The 17,713-nt window shown below is 69.8% G+C and carries 26 protein-coding genes; 1 reads left to right on the forward strand and 25 read right to left on the reverse strand.

What is annotated here, in order from left to right:
- Positions 1 to 20: 20 nt before the first annotated feature.
- The 10 genes from rpsK to ABZK10_RS01285 form a co-directional block, all read right to left on the reverse strand.
- Positions 21 to 419, reverse strand: coding sequence for a 30S ribosomal protein S11 (gene rpsK, locus ABZK10_RS01240; RefSeq protein ID WP_353807370.1), 399 nt, complete (start codon positions 417 to 419; stop codon positions 21 to 23).
- 33 nt (positions 420 to 452) lie between these two features.
- Positions 453 to 827, reverse strand: a complete 375-nt coding sequence (gene rpsM, locus ABZK10_RS01245) for a 30S ribosomal protein S13 (RefSeq protein ID WP_281884961.1) — start codon at positions 825 to 827, stop codon at positions 453 to 455.
- 152 nt (positions 828 to 979) lie between these two features.
- On the reverse strand, positions 980 to 1,096 hold the full coding sequence (rpmJ, locus tag ABZK10_RS01250) for a 50S ribosomal protein L36 (protein WP_055821300.1): 117 nt from the start codon (positions 1,094 to 1,096) through the stop codon (positions 980 to 982).
- 71 nt (positions 1,097 to 1,167) lie between these two features.
- Positions 1,168 to 1,389 carry a translation initiation factor IF-1 gene (infA, locus tag ABZK10_RS01255; RefSeq protein WP_021759551.1) on the reverse strand — a complete coding sequence of 74 codons (222 nt, stop codon included), beginning with the start codon at positions 1,387 to 1,389 and terminating at the stop codon, positions 1,168 to 1,170.
- A 177-nt stretch (positions 1,390 to 1,566) separates the two neighbouring features.
- On the reverse strand, positions 1,567 to 2,715 hold the full coding sequence (locus ABZK10_RS01260) for a mannitol-1-phosphate 5-dehydrogenase (protein WP_353807371.1): 1,149 nt from the start codon (positions 2,713 to 2,715) through the stop codon (positions 1,567 to 1,569).
- A complete protein-coding gene (locus ABZK10_RS01265) occupies positions 2,715 to 3,152 on the reverse strand; it encodes a PTS mannitol transporter subunit IIA (RefSeq protein WP_353807372.1) in 438 nt (145 codons plus the stop codon). Before ABZK10_RS01265 ends, ABZK10_RS01260 begins: the two co-directional genes overlap by 1 nt.
- Before the next feature lie 39 nt (positions 3,153 to 3,191).
- Entirely contained in the window at positions 3,192 to 4,730 is a 1,539-nt protein-coding gene (locus ABZK10_RS01270) for a PTS mannitol transporter subunit IIBC (RefSeq protein WP_353807373.1), read from the reverse strand.
- A gap of 15 nt (positions 4,731 to 4,745) precedes the next feature.
- Positions 4,746 to 6,434 (reverse strand): phosphoenolpyruvate--protein phosphotransferase, encoded by a 1,689-nt coding sequence (ptsP, locus tag ABZK10_RS01275; RefSeq protein ID WP_353809582.1) that lies wholly within the window; start codon positions 6,432 to 6,434, stop codon positions 4,746 to 4,748.
- 42 nt (positions 6,435 to 6,476) lie between these two features.
- Positions 6,477 to 6,743, reverse strand: coding sequence for an HPr family phosphocarrier protein (locus ABZK10_RS01280; protein WP_353807374.1), 267 nt, complete (start codon positions 6,741 to 6,743; stop codon positions 6,477 to 6,479).
- An 88-nt stretch (positions 6,744 to 6,831) separates the two neighbouring features.
- On the reverse strand, positions 6,832 to 7,143 hold the full coding sequence (locus tag ABZK10_RS01285) for a PTS sugar transporter subunit IIB (RefSeq protein WP_353807375.1): 312 nt from the start codon (positions 7,141 to 7,143) through the stop codon (positions 6,832 to 6,834).
- 242 nt (positions 7,144 to 7,385) lie between these two features.
- Here ABZK10_RS01285 and ABZK10_RS01290 point away from each other — a divergent pair, with 242 nt between their 5' ends.
- A complete protein-coding gene (locus ABZK10_RS01290) occupies positions 7,386 to 9,293 on the forward strand; it encodes a BglG family transcription antiterminator (RefSeq protein WP_353807376.1) in 1,908 nt (635 codons plus the stop codon).
- A gap of 51 nt (positions 9,294 to 9,344) precedes the next feature.
- Here the strand turns inward: ABZK10_RS01290 and map are convergent, their stop codons facing one another.
- From map to rplP, 15 genes are all read right to left on the reverse strand, one after another.
- Positions 9,345 to 10,172, reverse strand: a complete 828-nt coding sequence (gene map, locus ABZK10_RS01295) for a type I methionyl aminopeptidase (RefSeq protein ID WP_353807377.1) — start codon at positions 10,170 to 10,172, stop codon at positions 9,345 to 9,347.
- 8 nt (positions 10,173 to 10,180) lie between these two features.
- Positions 10,181 to 10,783 carry an adenylate kinase gene (locus tag ABZK10_RS01300; RefSeq protein WP_353807378.1) on the reverse strand — a complete coding sequence of 201 codons (603 nt, stop codon included), beginning with the start codon at positions 10,781 to 10,783 and terminating at the stop codon, positions 10,181 to 10,183.
- Positions 10,780 to 12,102 carry a preprotein translocase subunit SecY gene (gene secY, locus ABZK10_RS01305; protein ID WP_353807379.1) on the reverse strand — a complete coding sequence of 441 codons (1,323 nt, stop codon included), beginning with the start codon at positions 12,100 to 12,102 and terminating at the stop codon, positions 10,780 to 10,782. Before secY ends, ABZK10_RS01300 begins: the two co-directional genes overlap by 4 nt.
- Before the next feature lie 118 nt (positions 12,103 to 12,220).
- The gene (rplO, locus tag ABZK10_RS01310; protein ID WP_353807380.1) at positions 12,221 to 12,997 is read right to left on the reverse strand and encodes a 50S ribosomal protein L15; all 777 of its coding nucleotides are present in this window, start codon (positions 12,995 to 12,997) and stop codon (positions 12,221 to 12,223) included.
- On the reverse strand, positions 12,997 to 13,182 hold the full coding sequence (rpmD, locus tag ABZK10_RS01315; protein WP_281884931.1) for a 50S ribosomal protein L30: 186 nt from the start codon (positions 13,180 to 13,182) through the stop codon (positions 12,997 to 12,999). Before rpmD ends, rplO begins: the two co-directional genes overlap by 1 nt.
- Positions 13,182 to 13,883, reverse strand: coding sequence for a 30S ribosomal protein S5 (gene rpsE, locus ABZK10_RS01320; RefSeq protein WP_353807381.1), 702 nt, complete (start codon positions 13,881 to 13,883; stop codon positions 13,182 to 13,184). Before rpsE ends, rpmD begins: the two co-directional genes overlap by 1 nt.
- Positions 13,880 to 14,239 carry a 50S ribosomal protein L18 gene (gene rplR, locus ABZK10_RS01325; protein WP_353807382.1) on the reverse strand — a complete coding sequence of 120 codons (360 nt, stop codon included), beginning with the start codon at positions 14,237 to 14,239 and terminating at the stop codon, positions 13,880 to 13,882. Before rplR ends, rpsE begins: the two co-directional genes overlap by 4 nt.
- Before the next feature lie 2 nt (positions 14,240 to 14,241).
- On the reverse strand, positions 14,242 to 14,778 hold the full coding sequence (rplF, locus tag ABZK10_RS01330; RefSeq protein ID WP_353807383.1) for a 50S ribosomal protein L6: 537 nt from the start codon (positions 14,776 to 14,778) through the stop codon (positions 14,242 to 14,244).
- A 6-nt stretch (positions 14,779 to 14,784) separates the two neighbouring features.
- A complete protein-coding gene (gene rpsH, locus ABZK10_RS01335; protein ID WP_353807384.1) occupies positions 14,785 to 15,183 on the reverse strand; it encodes a 30S ribosomal protein S8 in 399 nt (132 codons plus the stop codon).
- 125 nt (positions 15,184 to 15,308) lie between these two features.
- A complete protein-coding gene (rplE, locus tag ABZK10_RS01340; RefSeq protein WP_353807385.1) occupies positions 15,309 to 15,896 on the reverse strand; it encodes a 50S ribosomal protein L5 in 588 nt (195 codons plus the stop codon).
- Between the two features lie 2 nt (positions 15,897 to 15,898).
- Positions 15,899 to 16,264 carry a 50S ribosomal protein L24 gene (gene rplX, locus ABZK10_RS01345; protein WP_353807386.1) on the reverse strand — a complete coding sequence of 122 codons (366 nt, stop codon included), beginning with the start codon at positions 16,262 to 16,264 and terminating at the stop codon, positions 15,899 to 15,901.
- A gap of 3 nt (positions 16,265 to 16,267) precedes the next feature.
- Entirely contained in the window at positions 16,268 to 16,636 is a 369-nt protein-coding gene (gene rplN / locus ABZK10_RS01350) for a 50S ribosomal protein L14 (RefSeq protein ID WP_281884919.1), read from the reverse strand.
- A gap of 34 nt (positions 16,637 to 16,670) precedes the next feature.
- Positions 16,671 to 16,973 carry a 30S ribosomal protein S17 gene (gene rpsQ / locus ABZK10_RS01355; protein WP_353807388.1) on the reverse strand — a complete coding sequence of 101 codons (303 nt, stop codon included), beginning with the start codon at positions 16,971 to 16,973 and terminating at the stop codon, positions 16,671 to 16,673.
- Position 16,974: 1 nt separating this feature from the next.
- Positions 16,975 to 17,292 (reverse strand): 50S ribosomal protein L29, encoded by a 318-nt coding sequence (gene rpmC, locus ABZK10_RS01360; protein ID WP_353807389.1) that lies wholly within the window; start codon positions 17,290 to 17,292, stop codon positions 16,975 to 16,977.
- Positions 17,292 to 17,711 carry a 50S ribosomal protein L16 gene (rplP, locus tag ABZK10_RS01365; RefSeq protein WP_286310352.1) on the reverse strand — a complete coding sequence of 140 codons (420 nt, stop codon included), beginning with the start codon at positions 17,709 to 17,711 and terminating at the stop codon, positions 17,292 to 17,294. Before rplP ends, rpmC begins: the two co-directional genes overlap by 1 nt.
- Between the last annotated feature and the right edge of the window lie 2 nt (positions 17,712 to 17,713).

Consider the following 17,713-nt stretch of genomic DNA (forward strand, 5'->3'; position numbering starts at 1 on the left):
GTCCGACCGGCGGACGAGCGTCAGACGCGGCGGCGCTTCGGCGGGCGGCAGCCGTTGTGCGCCTGCGGCGTCACGTCGTTGATGCTGCCGACCTCGAGGCCTGCGGCCTGGAGCGAGCGGATCGCGGTCTCGCGGCCCGAGCCCGGGCCCTTCACGAACACGTCGACCTTCTTCATGCCGTGCTCCTGCGCCTGGCGTGCGGCCGACTCGGCGGCCAGCTGCGCGGCGAACGGGGTCGACTTGCGCGAGCCCTTGAAGCCGACGCCGCCCGAGGAGGCCCAGCTGATGACCGCGCCGTTCGTGTCGGTGATCGAGACGATCGTGTTGTTGAAGGTCGACTTGATGTGGGCCTGGCCCACGGCGACGTTCTTCTTGTCCTTCTTGCGGGGCTTGCGGGCCGCCGACTTGGGTGCTGCCATGACTTCTCCTGAATCCTCGTCGCTGGCCGGGGGCTAGCGAGCCTTCTTCTTGCCGGCGACGGTGCGCTTCGGGCCCTTGCGGGTGCGCGCGTTGGTCTTGGTGCGCTGGCCGCGGACCGGGAGGCCGCGACGGTGGCGGATGCCCTCGTAGGAGCCGATCTCGACCTTGCGGCGGATGTCGGCGGCCACCTCGCGGCGGAGGTCGCCCTCGACCTTGTAGGTGCCCTCGATGTGGTCGCGGAGGGCGACGAGCTGGTCGTCGGTGAGGTCCTTCACTCGGATGTCGCCGGAGATCCCGGTCTCTGCGAGGGTGGCGAGCGCGCGGGTGCGGCCCACGCCGTAGATGTACGTCAGTGCGATCTCCACGCGCTTCTCGCGCGGGATGTCGACGCCTGCCAGACGTGCCATGTTGGCTTCTCCTGAATGGTGTGCGAGAGGTGTGGAGCAACGCCGGTGCCCGGGCCTCTCTCCCGAGGTGTCATCCGCGTCGAGCGGAATCCTGGCGTTGCCGTGTCGTATTCAGTTGTGGGGTTCGTCGTGCCGCCCTCGGGCGGCGCAGGTCAGCCCTGGCGCTGCTTGTGGCGCGGGTTCGACTTGCAGATGACCATGACGCGACCGTTGCGGCGGATGACCTTGCAGTGGTCGCAGATGGGCTTGACGGAGGGGTTGACCTTCATGTGGGGGTTCCTTGCTGCATCGCTGTCTTCGTGCCCGCGGGGTGCCGCGGGCCGTTACTTGCAGCAGAGACCTACTTGTAGCGGTAGACGATGCGGCCGCGGGTCAGATCGTAGGGGCTCAGCTCCACGATCACGCGGTCCTCGGGGAGGATGCGGATGTAGTGCTGACGCATCTTGCCCGAGATGTGGGCGAGCACCTTGTGCCCGTTCGTCAGCTCGACCCGGAACATGGCGTTCGGGAGAGCCTCGACGACCGAACCTTCGATCTCGATGACACCGTCTTTCTTGGCCATAGCCTCACTATCGCTAGGGTTGGAATCTGCTGGTCGTGCGATCGCTTCGCGCGACGAGCCCATGCGCGAGGCATGGGCGTATCGAGGCGCGAAACACCAAGGGTCAACATTACGCCATCCGGCGCGGTTTTTCCAATCGGATGCGCGGGGCGGTCCGCCCCGCGACGACGGGGACGCTCAGGCGGACTGTCGCTCCCGGACGCGCTCGACGATCGGCGCGGACAAGGGGTGCGTGGGCGCGAGCCCGGTGACGTCGGCGACGATCGCCTCGGCGGACTCCTCGCGGAGCATCCGCTGCAGCTCGACGCTCTGCTCGTCCGACGGCACGTCGAAGCGCAACGCGGCCGCCATCGCGTCCAGCAGCGCGCGCGGCGCCATCCCGTGGTCGACGAGCTCGGCGGCCGGGCCGACGAACCGCTCGTGCCGGCCGAGCTTCCGGATCGGCTGGCGGCCGACCCGCTCCACCGTGTCGGGCAGCGCCTCGTTGCGGAACCGCTCGAGGATCGTCTCGCGATATCGCGTCTGCGCCTCCTCGGCGAACTCGTGCTTGGCGACCAGCAGCGCCGAGGTCTCCTCGAGCACGCCGGCCACCGCGGCCTCGACGACCGGGTCGGCGAGCGCCTCGGCGATGCGGTGATGGCCCGCGATGAACCCGAAGTAGGCGATCGACGCGTGGCCGGTGTTCACCGTGAACAGCTTGCGCTCGATGTAGGGCGCGAGGTCGTCGACGAAGTGCGCGCCGGGGATCGCGGGCACCGCGTCACCGAACGGCCCGCGCTCGATGGCCCACTCGAAGAACGTCTCCACGGTCACGTCGAGTCCCGCGTCCGGGTCCTGTCCCGGCACGATGCGGTCGACCGCCGTGTTCGCGAACACGGCCCGCTTCGCCAGGCCGGTCCACTCCTCGGGCGTGCAGAGGGCCGCGGTCTCGTCGTGGAGCAGGTCGGTGGCGTTGATGGCGTTCTCGCACGCCATGACCTGCAGCGGCGGCAGGCCGTCGGGCCGGGCCCGGAGGCCGGCGAGCAGGTGCGGCGCGATGAACCGCAGGATGTTGGGACCCACCGCGGTCGTCAGCACGTCGGCCGAGGCGATCTCGGAGACGACGCGATCGGGGTCCGACGCGCTGTTCACCGCGCGGAACCCGTCGACGCGGGTCGTGGTCGACGACGCGCCCACGGCGTGGACCTCGTAGGAGTCCGCCGCCGCGAGCGCGTCGATGAGCTCGGCGTTCACGTCCGCGAACACGACCTCGTACCCGGCTTCGTGGAGCAGCAGCCCCACGAAGCCGCGGCCGATGTTCCCGGCGCCGAAGTGGACCGCCTGCATCAGGCGTTGACCTCGCCGAGCACCGCGTACAGCGCCTCGGCGTCGTCGGCGGCGAGGAGTCGCTCGACCTCGTCCTCGTCGGAGAAGACGATGGCGATCTTCGACAGGATGTCGAGGTGCTCGTCGCCCTGGCCCGCGATGCCGACGACGAAGCGCACCTGGTCGCCGCCCCAGTCGATCGGCTGGTCGTACCGCACGAACGACAGCGCCGAACGCAGGATCGCGTCCTTCGACTCGTTCGTGCCGTGCGGGATGGCCAGCAGGTTGCCCATGTAGGTCGACACCGACTGCTCGCGCTCGAGCATCGCATCGACGTACGCGGGCGTGACCGCGCCGGCCTCCACGAGGATGCCGCCCGCGGCGCGGATGGCCTCCTCGCGGCCGACCGCCGCGGCGGCGAGACGCACGTTCCCGGGTGACAGCACCTGTTCGCTCATGTCATCCTTTCCCTTCGCTCCTCGCCGCCGCGGTCGCGGTCAGCGAACCCCTTCGGACTGCAGCATGTGCACGACCTCGTCGTACTTCGGGGAGTTCATGAAGTTCTCCACCGAGACGTGCAGCGCGCTGGGCGACTGCAGCTTGGCACGGTCGGTCAGGTCCTGGTGGGTGATCACCAGGTCCACGTCGTCCGTGAGATTGGCGATCGACTTGTTCGTCACGGTGACGCTGTCGATGCCGGCCTTCTTGATCTTATTGCGGAGCACCGTCGCCCCCATCGCACTCGAGCCCATGCCCGCGTCGCACGCGAAGATGATCGTGTGGATCGGCTTGTGCTCGAAGGCCTCCTGCTCGCCCTCCGAGACGAGGCCCGCGCCGGCGGCGACGCCCTCGGCCTGCAGCCCGCCGAGCACCGAGCTCTCCTTGCCCTTGTTGGCCTGGGTCTTCGCGATGGCACCGCTCAGGTCGCCGGCGCCCTCGCCCTCGCGCTCGAGGTCGCGCTTGCGACTCGCCCGCAGGATGATCGAGGCGATGATGAACGACACGGTGGCCGAGAGCACCACCGAGAGGATCACCCCGAGGTAGCTGTCGTTCGCCGTCTGCAGCAGCACCGCGATGATGCTGCCCGGGGCGGCGGGCGCCCGGAGGCCGGAGTCGAACAGCACGTTCGTGGCGACGCCGGTCATGCCGCCGGCGATCACGGCGAGCACCGTGAGCGGCTTCATGAGCACGTACGGGAAGTAGATCTCGTGGATGCCGCCGAAGAACTGGATGATGATCGCGCCCGGCGCGCTCGCACGGGCGAGGCCCACGCCGAAGATCGCGAACGCGAGCAGCAGCCCGAGGCCCGGGCCGGGGTTCGCCTCGATGAGGAAGAGGATCGACTTGCCGGTCTCCTCCGACTGCTGGACGCCGAGCGGGGTGAACACGCCGTGGTTGATGGCGTTGTTCAGGAAGAGGATCTTGCCCGGCTCGACCAGGATCGACACGAGCGGCAGCAGGCCTGCGACGACGAGCCAGTTGACTGCGGTCTCGAGCCCGTTGCTGACCCACTCCACCGCGGGTGCGAAGGCGTAGAATCCGACGAGCGCGAGCAGCATGCCGAGGATGCCGGCGGAGAAGTTGTTCACGAGCATCTCGAAGCCCGCCTTGATCTTCCCCTCCCAGATGCGGTCGACCTGCTTCATGAGGTACGCGGCGAGCGGGCCCATGATCATCGCACCGATGAACATCGGGATGCCCGCGCCCACGATCACGCCGACGGTGGCGATCGTGCCGACGACGCCGCCTCGGGTGTCGTAGACCATCCGGCCGCCCATGTTCGCGATGAGCAGCGGCAGCAGGTACGTGATCATCGGGCCGACGAGCCCGATGTGCTCGGTGCCGTCGGCGCTGGGGAAGCCGCCGATCTCGGGCACAGGGAACGGCCCGTCCGCGATGAACAGCGCAGTGATGAAGCCCCACGCGATGAAGGCCGCGATGTTGGGCATGATCATGCCGCTGAGGAAGGTGCCGAAGCGTTGCACGGCGACGCGTGCCCCTCCCCGCTGCTTCGTCTCGGGTGACGTCGTTGTCATGGTGATGCCTCTCCTTTAGGACGTGGGCGCGGACACGTCGTGCCCGGCCGTGACGGAGCCTGCGGCGTCCTTCGCCGCCTGCTGAGCTTCGGCCGCCCCCTCGGCGGCCAGTGCTGCGCGGGCGATCGCGATCGCGTCGTCCTTCGTGTACCGCGCCAGGGACGCGCGGACGTCTGCGAGTGCCGACGGGGACATCGACAGGGTGGTGGCGCCGAGCCCGACGAGCACGACGGCGAGCATCGGGTCGGCTGCGGCCTCGCCGCAGATGCCGACCGGTCGACCGAGTTCCCGACCTGCCTCCCCCACGGACGCGACGAGCGAGAGCACGGCAGGGTGCCACGGGTTCTGGAACGCCGCGACGGTGCCGAGCATTCGGTCGGCGGCCATCGTGTACTGGGTGAGGTCGTTCGTGCCGATCGACGCGAAGTCGGTCGCGGCGAGCAGCCGATCGGCGAGGAGCGCCGCGCTCGGCACCTCGATCATGACCCCGGCGGTGCGGATGCCGAGCTCCTTCGCCAGTGCGGTGAAGTACCGCGCCTCCTCCACGTTGGCGACCATGGGCGCCATGACCCACAGGTCGGCGTCGGTCGCCGCATCCGCCGCCGCAAGCGCCGTGAGCTGCTCGCGCAGGATCGTCTCCGACTCGCGGAGGGCGCGGATGCCGCGCAGGCCCAGCGCCGGGTTCTCCTCCTCGGCGTCGTTCAGGAACGACAGCGGCTTGTCGGCGCCCGCGTCGAGCACGCGCACGACCACCTTCTTCCCGCCGAAGGCGTTGAGCAGGCGCGTGTACTGCTCCTGCTGCTCGACCACCGTCGGCGCCTGCTGCGCGTCGAGGAAGAGGAACTCGGTGCGGAACAGGCCCACGCCCTCGGCGCCGAGCTCGACCGCGCCGGCCGCGCCGTCGGCCGAGCCGAGGTTCGCCAGCAGCGGCACGGGCGTGCCGTCGGCGAGCGCGCCGGGCGTGATCGGTGCCGCCGCCCGCGCCTTGCGCTCGGCGATGCGCTCCTGCGCCGCGACCCGCTCGTCCTCGGTCGGGCCGACGATGACGAGGTCGTTCTCGGCGTCGACGATCACCTGGTCGCCCGAGTCCAGCTGACCGGCATCCGTCGCACCGACCACCGCGACGATCGACTTCTCGCGGGCGAGGATCGCCGTGTGCGAGGTCGGTCCGCCGTCGATGGTCACGAGCCCGAGCACCTGGTCGAGGTCGAGGGTCGCGGTGTCGGCGGGCGCGAGGTCGCGCGCGACGAGCACGAACGGATGCCCCGGGTTCGGCACGCCCGGCGCGGGCAGCTTCAGCAGGTTCGCGATGACCCGCTGCGAGACGTCGTCCAGGTCGGCGGCGCGCTCGCCCATGTAGCCGCCCATCGCGGCGAGCATGTCGCGGAAGGAGGCGAACGCCTCGAACACGGCGCGCTCGGCCGTCTTCCCCTCGCCCAGCCGCTTCACGATGTCGTCCATGAGCGTCGGGTCCTCGGCCATCATGGCCTGGGCCTCGAGCACGTCCTGCGCCGCTCCGCCGGCCTTCGCACCGCGGCCCTGCAACTCCGCCGCGACGACGGAGAGCGATCCGCGGGCGCGCTCGGCCTCCCGCTCGGGGTCGAGGTGGCTCGGCCGGTCGACCGGCTCCGGCAGCGGCTCCGCCATGCGGACCACCGGCCCGAGCGCGACGCCCGATCCGATCCCTGTTCCGTGCAGTTCCATCACGCGTCTCCCATCCGTTCGGCGAACGGGAGCGGGCGCCCGCTATTCGTCGTGGTCGGTGCTGAGCAGCTCCACGAGCCGCTCGAGCACGGCATCCTCATCGCCGCCCTCGACAGTGAGGGTGACGGTGTCACCGTGATCGATGCCCTGCGAGATGACGGCCAGGATGCTCGCGGCGTTGACGGCCGAGCCGCCATCCTTCGCGATCGTGACCTGTGATCCCGACTCGGCAGCGGCCTGCGTGAAGAGCTTCGCCGGCCTGGCGTGCAGTCCGTGGCTCGATCCGATCTGGACAGTGCGTTCCACCATGATTCCGGCCTCCGTCGCTGGCGTCCGTTCCCGTACTCACCATAGCCCCGGCACTCCACGTCCGGGAGGGTGACGCGCGCTCGCGCGTTCACGATCGCGCCCCAGCGACTTCGAGGGCGAGATCGAGGGCTTCTTCTCCGTCGCGCGCCGCGAAGACGCGCTCGGTCATCACGGCGACGGCGACGGACGCCTCGGCGGCGCGCTCGCGCACGAGGTCGGCGAGGTCGCCGACGTGCGCTCCGAGCAGGACCACGTCGACCTCGTCGAGCCCCTGCTCGAGTCGGCCGGCTCCCGCCGCATCCACCTGCACCACCAGCCCGCGGTCGCGGGCGCTGCGCCGCACGCGCTGGGCGACGAACGTGCTCGACGCACCCGCGCCGCACACCACGAGGATCCTCATCGATCCGCTCACCGTCTCCCGTGTTCCCAAGTCGGTGCCGACCCCCCGACGAGCCGGCGCCCCCGCCGAGGTTCCGGCGGGGCACGACATCAGTCTGGCGATCCGGGCGGGCGTCCCACCACCAGACGTCTTTCCGCACCCCCGGAAATCCGGGTCGGCTCCGCCCGCGGGCCCGGCCGAGGTGGTTGACTCATGGTGGGACGTGCGACGCCGCCGGGCGCTCGCGCGCGGGAGGAGGGTCCGTGGCCGAGCGGCAGGAGCGGATGCTGGCCGTGCTCGAGCGCGGCGGCACGTTCACCGCCGCGGAGCTGGCGGACCGCCTGGGGGTCACGTCGCGCACCGTGCGCAACTACGTCGCCGCGACGAACGCCGCCGCCGAGGACCCGGTGATCCTCTCCGGTCCGAGCGGCTACACGCTCGACGCCGCCGCCCTCGCGCGCTTCCGCGAGCGCGACCGCGACCCGGCCGACTCGCCCGGCGCGCGTCGCGTGCGCGTGCTGCGCCGGTTGGTCGACGCGCACGAACCGGTCGGCGTGCACGACCTCGCCGCGGAGCTGTTCGTGAGCGACTCGACGGTCGAGGCCGACCTCGCCCGCGCGCGCGACCGCCTGCAGGGCTCCGGGCTCCGGCTCGAGCGCCGTGGCGACACCGTGCGCGTCAGCGGCACCGAGGCCGCCCGGCGGCGCATGCTCGGCGCACTGTTCCGCGAGGAGTCGAGCCGCGGCATGCTCGAGGTCGATCGCCTGCAGCAGGCGTTCGCGACCGAGCGGCTCGCCGAGTTCAAGACCGCGCTGCTGGAACGGCTCACCGACGCGGGCTACCTCGTCAACGACTACGGGCTCAGCAACGTGCTCCTCCACGTCGCCGTGTCGGTCGACCGGATCACGCGGGAGCACGCGCTGCCCGAGGCATCCGCCGCCGAACTGCCCGAGACGGCCGAGACCGCGCCGCTCGCGGAGGTGCTGCGCGAACTCGTGCCCGCCCACTTCGACATCGACCTCGGCGAGGCCGACCTGCGCTACCTCGCCTCGCTCATCGCGACCCGGGCCGCGACCCCGGTCGCCGGGGAGGCCGCGTCGCTCGAGCGGTACGTCGACGCGGAGCGCCTCGCGTCGGTCCGGCGCATCGTGCTCGAGGCCACCCGCCGCTACCTGGTCGACCTCGACGACGAGGAGTTCCTCGGCCGGCTCGCGATGCACGTGCAGCACCTGGTCGCGCGCGCCGGGGAGCATTCATACGCGCGCAACCCGGTGGCGGGGTCGCTGAAGTCGTCGTACCCGATGATCTACGAGCTCGCGGTCTTCATCGCCGGCGAGCTCCAGCGCGAGGAGGGCATCGACGTCAACGAGGACGAGATCGCCTACATCGCGATGCACGTCGGCGCCCGCCTGGAGGACGCGACCGCGGGCAGCGACCGGGTCGACGTGTCGGTCGTCGTGCCCGCGTACCAGGACCTCCACCTCAGTGCGCTCCGCCGCATCCGCGACGCCATCGGCGCCGAGGGGCGGATCGTCGACGTGATCACCCGCAGCGACGTCGACTGGGCGTCCCTGTCGGGCGAGGTCGTCGTGACGACCATGCCCGAGCGGCGGCCCGACGAGCGCACCATCGTCGTCACCCCCTTCGTGCGCGACGACGACCTCGACCGGGTCCGGCGGGGCATCGCGCACGCACGCCGGGCGCGGCGTCGCGGACGCATCGCCGCCGAGCTGCTCGAGTACTTCGACCCCGCGCTGTTCCGGCGCACGGTGCCCGACGTGGGCGCGGAGGGGATCATCCGGGAGCTCGGCGCCGAGATGGTCGCACGCGGGCTGATCGACGACGCCTACGTCGAGGGTGCGCTCGAGCGCGAGCGCCTGTCGTCGACCGCGTTCACCGAGAGCCTCGCGGTGCCGCACGCGATGGCGATGACCGCCCGGCGCACCGCGATCTCGATCGTCGTGAGCCCCACGCCGCTGCGCTGGGGCGACGACGCGGTGCGGGTCGTCGCCCTGATCGCGTTCAGCGAGGAGGGACGCGCCGCGTTCCAGCGCGTCTTCGACCAGTTCGTGGAGGTGTTCTCCGAGCCGGCGCACGTCCGCGAGCTGGTGGCCGCCGGCGGCGACTTCCCGTCGTTCATCGACGCGCTCACGCACGTCATGGAGTCGTGACCGCCGTGGCGGTCGAACCCGCGCGGCGCGAGGGGCGGTGGATGCCGCCGGTCAGCGCGGCGGCACCGGGACGATGCCGTGCGCGGCGAGGCCCGCCGCTCCCCCGTCGTCGGCGGTGAGCACCCAGATGCCGTCGTCGTGCACGGCGATCGAGTGCTCCCAGTGCGCGGCGTCGGCGCCGTCGGTGGTCGCGACGGTCCAGTCGTCGTCGCGCACGAGCGTGTCGATGTCGCCAGCGACGATCATCGGCTCGATCGCGACGACGAGCCCGGGGCGCACCTCGGGCCCCCTCGGCCGCACCCGGTAGTTGAACACCGGCGGCTCCTCGTGCATGGTGCGCCCGATGCCGTGGCCCACGTAGTCGGTGAGGATGCCCCAGTCGCCGAGCGACTCGACGTGGTCCTGGATCGCCGCGCCGACGTCGTTGAGGTACCGCACGCGCGCGAGCGCGGCGACGCCCGCCCACAGCGCGGACTCCGTGACCTCGGAGAGCTCCCGTCGCGCCGCGACGAGCTCCGGCCGCGCCGGGTCGTCGAGCACCACCGTGAACGCGGAGTCGCCGTTCCACCCGTCGACCTGCGCGCCGCCGTCGACCGAGACGATGTCACCGGGCGCGAACGGTCGCGTGCCCGGGATGCCGTGCACGACCTCGTCGTTCACCGACACGCAGAGGGTGTGCCGGTAGCCCGGCACGAGCTTGAAGTTCGATTCCCCGCCGTGCGCGCGGATCACCGACTCGGCGAGCGCGTCGAGCTCGATCGGGGTCGCCCCGGGCCGGATCGCCGATCGCGCCGCCGCCAGGGCGGCCGCGGTGGCCGCGCCGGGCGCGCGCATCGCGCGGAGCTGTTCGGGCGACTTGTAGATCGAGCGCTTGAACACGCGCCGGCTCAGGCGTCGTCGACGGATGCGACCGCGCGGAGGCCGCGCGCCGCCATCGCGTCGAGGATGCGCTCGGTGACCTCCTCGACGGCGCCGAGGCCGTCGATCTCGACCACCAGGCCGCGCTCGCCGTAGACCGCCACGAGCGGGGCGGTCTGCTCCGCGTACAGGGCCATCCGGTGGCGGATGACGTCCTCGGTGTCGTCGGAGCGGCCCTGCTCGGCAGCCCGCTTCAGCAGCCGCGCGACGACCTCGTCGGTGTCGGCGACGAGCTGGATCACCGCGTCGAGGGCGTTGCCGTCCTCCTGGAGGATGCGGTCGAGCTCGTGCACCTGCTCGATCGTGCGCGGGTAGCCGTCGAGGAGGAACCCGGTCGTGGCGTCGGCGTGCTGCAGGCGGTCGTGCACGATCGCGTTGGTGAGCGAGTCGGGCACGTACTCGCCGCGGTCCATGTACGCCTTGGCCTCGAGGCCGAGGGTCGTGCCGCCCTGCACGTTGGCGCGGAAGATGTCGCCGGTGGAGACCGCCGGAACGTCGAAGGCCTGCGCCAGGCGCGCGGCCTGGGTGCCCTTGCCCGCGCCGGGCGGGCCGATCAGGAGGATGCGGGTCATCGGAGGAGCCCTTCGTAGTGGCGCTGCTGCAGCTGCGCGTCGATCTGCTTCACGGTCTCGAGGCCGACGCCGACGATGATCAGGATCGAGGCGCCGCCGAACGGGAAGTTCGCGTTCGCGCCGACGAGGCCCAGCGCGATGAGCGGGATGAGCGCGACGATGCCGAGGTAGATCGAGCCCGGCAGGGTGACGCGCGTGAGCACGTAGTCGAGGTACTCGGCGGTGGGGCGCCCGGCACGGATGCCGGGAATGAACCCGCCGTACTTCTTCATGTTCTCCGCCACGTCCTCCGGGTTGAAGGTGATCGCGACGTAGAAGTAGGTGAAGCCGACGATGAGCAGGAAGTAGAGCAGCATGTACAGCGGGTGGTCGCCGTTCACGAGGTAGTTCTGGATCCAGACGACCCAGGGCTGCGGCTCCTCACCCGGCTGCGGCTGGTTGAACTGCGCGATCAGCGCCGGCAGGTACAGCAGCGACGAGGCGAAGATGACGGGCACCACGCCGGCCATGTTCACCTTGATCGGGATGTAGGTGTTGTTGCCGCCGTAGGTGCGGCGCCCGACCATGCGCTTGGCGTACTGGACGGGGATGCGGCGCTGGGACTGCTCCACGAACACGACGGCGACGACGATCGCGATGCCGACGACGAGCACGAGCGCGAAGATGTCCCAGCCGCGGGCCACGCCGATCGCCCAGAGCGAGCCGGGGAAGGTCGCCGCGATCGAGGTGAAGATGAGCAGCGACATGCCGTTGCCGATGCCGCGCTCGGTGATGAGCTCGCCGAGCCACATGATGAGGCCGGTGCCCGCCGTCATGGTGATGACCATGAGGAGGATGGCGTACCACGCGTCGTTCGTGAGCAGCTGCGAGCACTCCGCGATCGGGTTGGTGTTGAAGAGCGCGCCGCTGCGGGCGACCGTGATCAGCGTGGTCGACTGCAGGACCGCGAGCGCGATGGTGAGGTACCGCGTGTACTGGGTCAGGCGGGCCTGGCCGGCCTGGCCCTCCTTGTACAGCGCCTCGAAGTGCGGGATGACGACGCGGAGGAGCTGCGTGATGATCGACGCCGTGATGTACGGCATGATGCCGAGCGCGAAGATCGACAGCTGGAGCAGTGCGCCGCCGGAGAACACGTTGACGAGCTCGTAGAGGCCGGACGTGCCTTGGTTGGCCGCGAGGCAGGCCTGCACGTTGCCGAAGTCCACGAACGGCGCCGGGATGAACGAGCCGAGCCGGAACAGGGCGATGATCCCCAGGGTGAAGCCGATCTTCCTGCGAAGATCCGGCGTGCGGAAGATCCGCCCGATGGCGTTGAACACCTGTCCTCCTGTTGCTCCGTCGTGGAGCAGGTCGTTGTTGCGGCTCGAGCCTGTCAGGGCCCCCGTAATACTACGCGAGGCCCCGACAGGCTCGACACACCGTGCTGCTGCGCGGGGATTACTTGACGGAACCGCCGGCGGCCACGATCTTCTGCTCCGCGGAACCGGAGACCTTGTCGACCGTGACGTTGAGCTTGACGGCGATGTCGCCGTCGCCCAGCACCTTGACCTTCTCGTTCTTGCGCACCGCGCCCTTGGCCACGAGGTCGGAGACGGTCACGTCCCCGCCCTTCGGGTAGAGCTCGGCGAGCTTGGCCAGGTTGACCACCTGGTACTCGACGCGGAACGGGTTCTTGAACCCGCGCAGCTTCGGCGCACGCATGTGGTAGGGCAGCTGGCCGCCCTCGAAGCCGACGCGCACCGTGTTGCGGGCCTTCGTGCCCTTGGTGCCACGACCGGCGGTCTTGCCCTTCGAGCCCTCACCGCGACCGACGCGGGTCTTCGCCTTCTTGGCGCCGGGCGCCGGGCGGAGGTGGTGGACCTTGAGGACCTGCTCGCGCTCGTCGGTCTCGGCGGCCTTGGCCGGAGCCTTCTTCGCCGGAGCCTTGGCAGCCGGAGCCTTGGCAGCCGGGGCCTTCTCGGCAGCGGCCGTGGCGGCCGGAGCCTTCTTGGCCGGAGCCTTCGCAGCCGGAGCCTTCTCAGCCGCGGGCTTGTCGGCAGCGGCCTTCGCCGGAGCCTTCTTCGCCGGAGCCTTCTCGGCGGCCGGCTTGTCGGCAGCGGCCTTCGCCGGTGCCTTCTTCGCCGGAGCCTTCTCGGCAGCGGCCTTCGCCGGAGCCTTCTTCGCGGGGGCCTTCTTCGGGGCCTCCGCCGCGGCGTCCTTCTTCTCTTCTGCCATTAGTCGATCTCCTCAACCTTGACGAGGTGAGCGACGGTGTTGACGTACCCGCGGTTCTGCGGGGTGTCCTCGCGGACCACGACGTCACCGATGCGCTTGAGTCCGAGACTGCGCAGGGTGTCACGCTGGTACTGCTTCTCGCTCACCTTGGACTTGATCTGGGTCACCTTGAGCCGACCGGCCATCAGGCACCTGCCTTCGCTGCAGCGGCAGCCTCGGCTGCCTGGGCCTCGGCACGCAGCAGACGGGCCGGGGCGACCTCGTCGTAGTCGAGGCCGCGGCGAGCTGCGACGGCACGGGGCTCCTCGAGCTGCTGCAGCGCCTCGACGGTGGCGTGCACGATGTTGAGGGTGTTCGACGAACCGAGCGACTTGCTCAGCACGTCGTGGATGCCGGCGCACTCGAGCACGGCGCGCACCGGACCACCGGCGATGACACCGGTACCGGGGGCGGCCGGACGCAGGAGCACGACGCCGGCGGCGGCCTCGCCCTGCACCGGGTGCGGGATGGTGGCGGCCACGCGCGGGACGCGGAAGAAGTTCTTCTTCGCCTCCTCGACGCCCTTCGAGATGGCCGTCGGGACCTCACGGGCCTTGCCGTAGCCGACGCCGACCATGCCGTTGCCGTCGCCCACGACGACGAGCGCCGTGAAGCTGAAGCGGCGACCGCCCTTGACGACCTTCGAGACGCGGTTGATGGTCACCACGCGCTCGAGGAACTGGCTCTTCTCGTCGCGGTCGCGGCCGCGGCCCTGGTTGCGGTCGCGACCGCCGCCACGACGGCCCTCACGGCCGCCGCCGGCGTTCTTGGCGGACTCGCTCGACGCAGCCGTCTCGACGGGCGTCTCGGAGACCACGTCCGGCTCCTTGTTGTTGTTCTCGGTCACAGGTTCAGCCCTGCCTCTCGCGCTCCATCGGCGATCGCTGCGACACGACCGGCGTACTTGTTGCCACCGCGGTCGAAGATCACGGCCTCGACACCGGCGCTCTTCGCGCGCTCGGCGACGAGCTCGCCGACCTTGCGCGCCTTGGCGGTCTTGTCACCGTCGAACGCACGGAGGTCGGCCTCCATGGTGGACGCCGAGGCGACCGTGCGGCCCTTGCTGTCGTCGACCACCTGGACGAAGACGTGGCGCGCCGAGCGCGTCACGACCAGACGCGGACGCAGCTCGGTGCCGACGACCTTCTTGCGCAGGCGGGCGTGGCGGCGCGAACGCGCAGCCGACTTGCTCTTGACGGCCATGATTACTTACCAGCCTTTCCGGCCTTGCGGCGAACGACCTCACCGGCGTAGCGGATGCCCTTGCCCTTGTAGGGCTCCGGCTTCTTGATCTTGCGGATGTTCGCAGCGGTCTCGCCGACGGCCTGCTTGTCGATGCCTGCCACGGTGAGCTTGTTGTTGCCCTCGACCGTGAAGGTGATGCCGGCGGGCGGCTCCACCGTCACCGGGTGCGAGAAGCCCAGGGCGAACTCGATCGAGCTGCCCTTCTGCTGCACGCGGTACCCGGTGCCGACGATCTCGAGGGCCTTCGAGTAGCCCTGCGTGACGCCGACGATCTGGTTGTTGATCAGCGAACGGGTGAGGCCGTGGAGCGAACGCGACTCGCGCTCGTCGTCCGGGCGGGTGACCAGGACCTGGCCGTCCTCGACCTTGGCCTCGATGGGAGCCGCGACGACGAGCGAGAGCTCGCCCTTCGGGCCCTTCACGTTGACCTGACGGCCGTCGACCGAGACGGTGACGCCGGCAGGGATGTCGATGGGGAGACGTCCGATTCGTGACATGTCGGGTTACCACACGTAGGCGAGGACTTCCCCACCCACGCCCTTCTTCTCGGCCTGGCGGTCGGTGAGCAGACCGCTGGAGGTGGACAGGATCGCGACGCCGAGGCCGCCGAGCACCTTGGGGAGCTCGGTCGACTTCGCGTACACGCGGAGTCCGGGCTTCGAGACCCGCTTGATGCCCGCGATCGAACGCTCGCGGTTGGGGCCGAACTTCAGCTGCAGGGTCAGCGTCGTGCCGACGCGCGCCTCGGAGACCTCGAAGTCGGCGATGTAGCCCTCGTTCTTCAGGATCTCGGCGATGTGCGACTTGAGCTTCGAGTTCGGCATGGACACGCTGTCGTGGTGCGCGGAGTTGGCGTTGCGCAGCCGGGTCAGCATGTCAGCGACCGGATCGGTCATCGTCATGATGTGTTTCCTTCGTTCACCAGGTTTCAGGGCCCGTTACACGGGAGCTGACCTGTGGTGGTGAGCCGGGCGGTCGCCCGGATCGGGTGCGGATGCCGCGCGCATGACGCGGCATCCGCGGGGTCCTACTGTGCGTTCGAGCCGGCCGAGTAGGGGAAGCCGAGCGCCGTGAGCAGCGCGCGACCCTCCTCGTCGGTGTTCGCGGTGGTCACCACGGTGATGTCCATGCCGCGGACGCGGTCGATCTTGTCCTGGTCGATCTCGTGGAACACGGACTGCTCCGTGAGGCCGAACGTGTAGTTGCCGTGGCCGTCGAACTGACGGTCGGACAGGCCGCGGAAGTCCCGGATGCGGGGCAGCGCGAGCGAGAGCAGGCGGTCGAGGAACTCCCACATGCGGTCGCCGCGGAGCGTCACGTGCGCGCCGATCGGCTGGCCCTCGCGCAGCTTGAACTGCGCGATGGACTTGCGGGCCTTCGTCACCAGCGGCTTCTGGCCGGTGATCTTGGTGAGGTCCGCGATCGCGCCGTCGATGACCTTGCCATCGCGGGCCGCCTCGCCGACGCCCATGTTCACGACGATCTTCGTGAGGCCGGGAACCTGGTGCACGTTGGTGTAGCCGTGCGCCTCGGTCAGCTTCGCGATGATCTCAGCCTGGTACTTCTGCTTGAGACGGGGCTGGATTTTGCCAGTTCCCACTGCAGTGTCGGTCATTGCTACAGGTCCTTACCTGACTTCTTGGCGTAACGAACGCGGACCGTCTTCTCGACGCCGTCCTTCGTCACGGTCTCGGTGCGGAAGCCGACGCGCGTCGGCTTCTTGGTCTCGGGGTCGACGATCGCGACGTTCGAGACGTGGATGGGGGCCTCGTGGGTCTCGAGGCCGCCCGTCTTCGAGCCGCGCTGGGTCTGGCCGACCCGCACGTGCTTGGTGACGTAGTTGACGCCCTCGACGACGACGCGCTGGTCGGGCAGCACCTCGATGACGCGACCCTGCTTGCCGCGGTCGCCCGGGCTGCCGTCCTTCTTGGTCTTGGGACCCGAGATGACCTGGACCAGGTCACCCTTCTTGATCTTCGCCATGAGTTAGATGACCTCCGGCGCCAGCGAGATGATCTTCATGAACTTCTTGTCGCGCAGCTCGCGGCCCACCGGGCCGAAGATGCGGGTGCCACGGGGGTCACCGTCGTTCTTGAGGATCACTGCGGCGTTCTCGTCGAACTTGATGTACGAGCCGTCGGGACGACGGGTCTGCTTGACCGTGCGGACGATGACCGCCTTGACGACGTCGCCCTTCTTCACGTTGCCACCGGGGATCGCGTCCTTGACGGTCGCGACGATGGTGTCGCCGAGGCCGGCGTAGCGCCGGCTCGACCCGCCGAGCACGCGGATGGTGAGCAGCTCCTTGGCGCCGGTGTTGTCGGCGACCTTGAGCCGGGATTCCTGCTGAATCACTGTGTACTCCTTCTACGAAGCAAGCCCGCGGGGCTTACTTGGCCTTCTCGAGGATCTCGACAAGGCGCCAGCGCTTGGTGGCGCTCAGGGGCCGGGTCTCGCTGATGACGACCAGGTCGCCGATGCCGGCGGTGTTCTGCTCGTCGTGCGCCTTCACCTTGGAGGTGCGGCGGATGACCTTGCCGTAGAGCGGGTGCTTCACGCGGTCCTCGACCTCGACGACGATGGTCTTGTCCATCTTGTCGCTGACGACGTAGCCGCGGCGCACCTTGCGGTACGGGCGGACGAGCTCGGCCTTCTCGGCGACCTCGGCCGCAGCCTTCTTGGTCTCAGCCATGTCAGGCCTCCTTCGTCTCGGCGTCGGCGTCGGCCGCCGCCTTCTTGGTCTTCTTCGCGGGCTTCTCGGCCTTCGCGGGCACCTCGACCGGGGCCGGGGTGGCGCGGATGCCGAGCTCGCGCTCGCGGATCACGGTGTAGATGCGAGCGATGTCGCGCTTGACGGCCTTCAGTCGACCGTGGCTCTCGAGCTGACCGGTCGCGGCCTGGAAGCGCAGGTTGAACAGCTCCTCCTTGGCCTTCTTCAGCTCGTCGACGAGACGCTCGTCTTCGAAGGTGTCGAGCTCGGCGGGGGCGAGCTCCTTGGATCCGACGGCCATTATGCGTCGCCCTCCTCGCGCTTGATGATGCGTGCCTTCAGGGGCAGCTTGTGGATTGCACGGGTCAGCGCCTCACGTGCGAGCTCCTCGGAGACGCCCGAGATCTCGAACATGACGCGGCCCGGCTTGACGTTGGCGACCCACCACTCGGGCGAACCCTTGCCGGAACCCATGCGGGTCTCGGCCGGCTTCTTCGTGAGCGGACGGTCGGGGTAGATGTTGATCCACACCTTGCCGCCGCGCTTGATGTGACGGGTCACCGCGATACGAGCGGACTCGATCTGGCGGTTGGTCACGTAGGCGGGGGTCAGGGCCTGGATGCCGTACTCGCCGAACGACACCTTGGTGCCGCCGGTGGCCTGGCCACGACGACCCGGGTGGTGCTGCTTGCGGTACTTGACTCGACGGGGAATCAACATGG

This window comes from Agromyces sp. SYSU T00194, assembly GCF_040496035.1.
Taxonomy (GTDB): Bacteria; Actinomycetota; Actinomycetes; order Actinomycetales; family Microbacteriaceae; genus Agromyces; species Agromyces chitinivorans.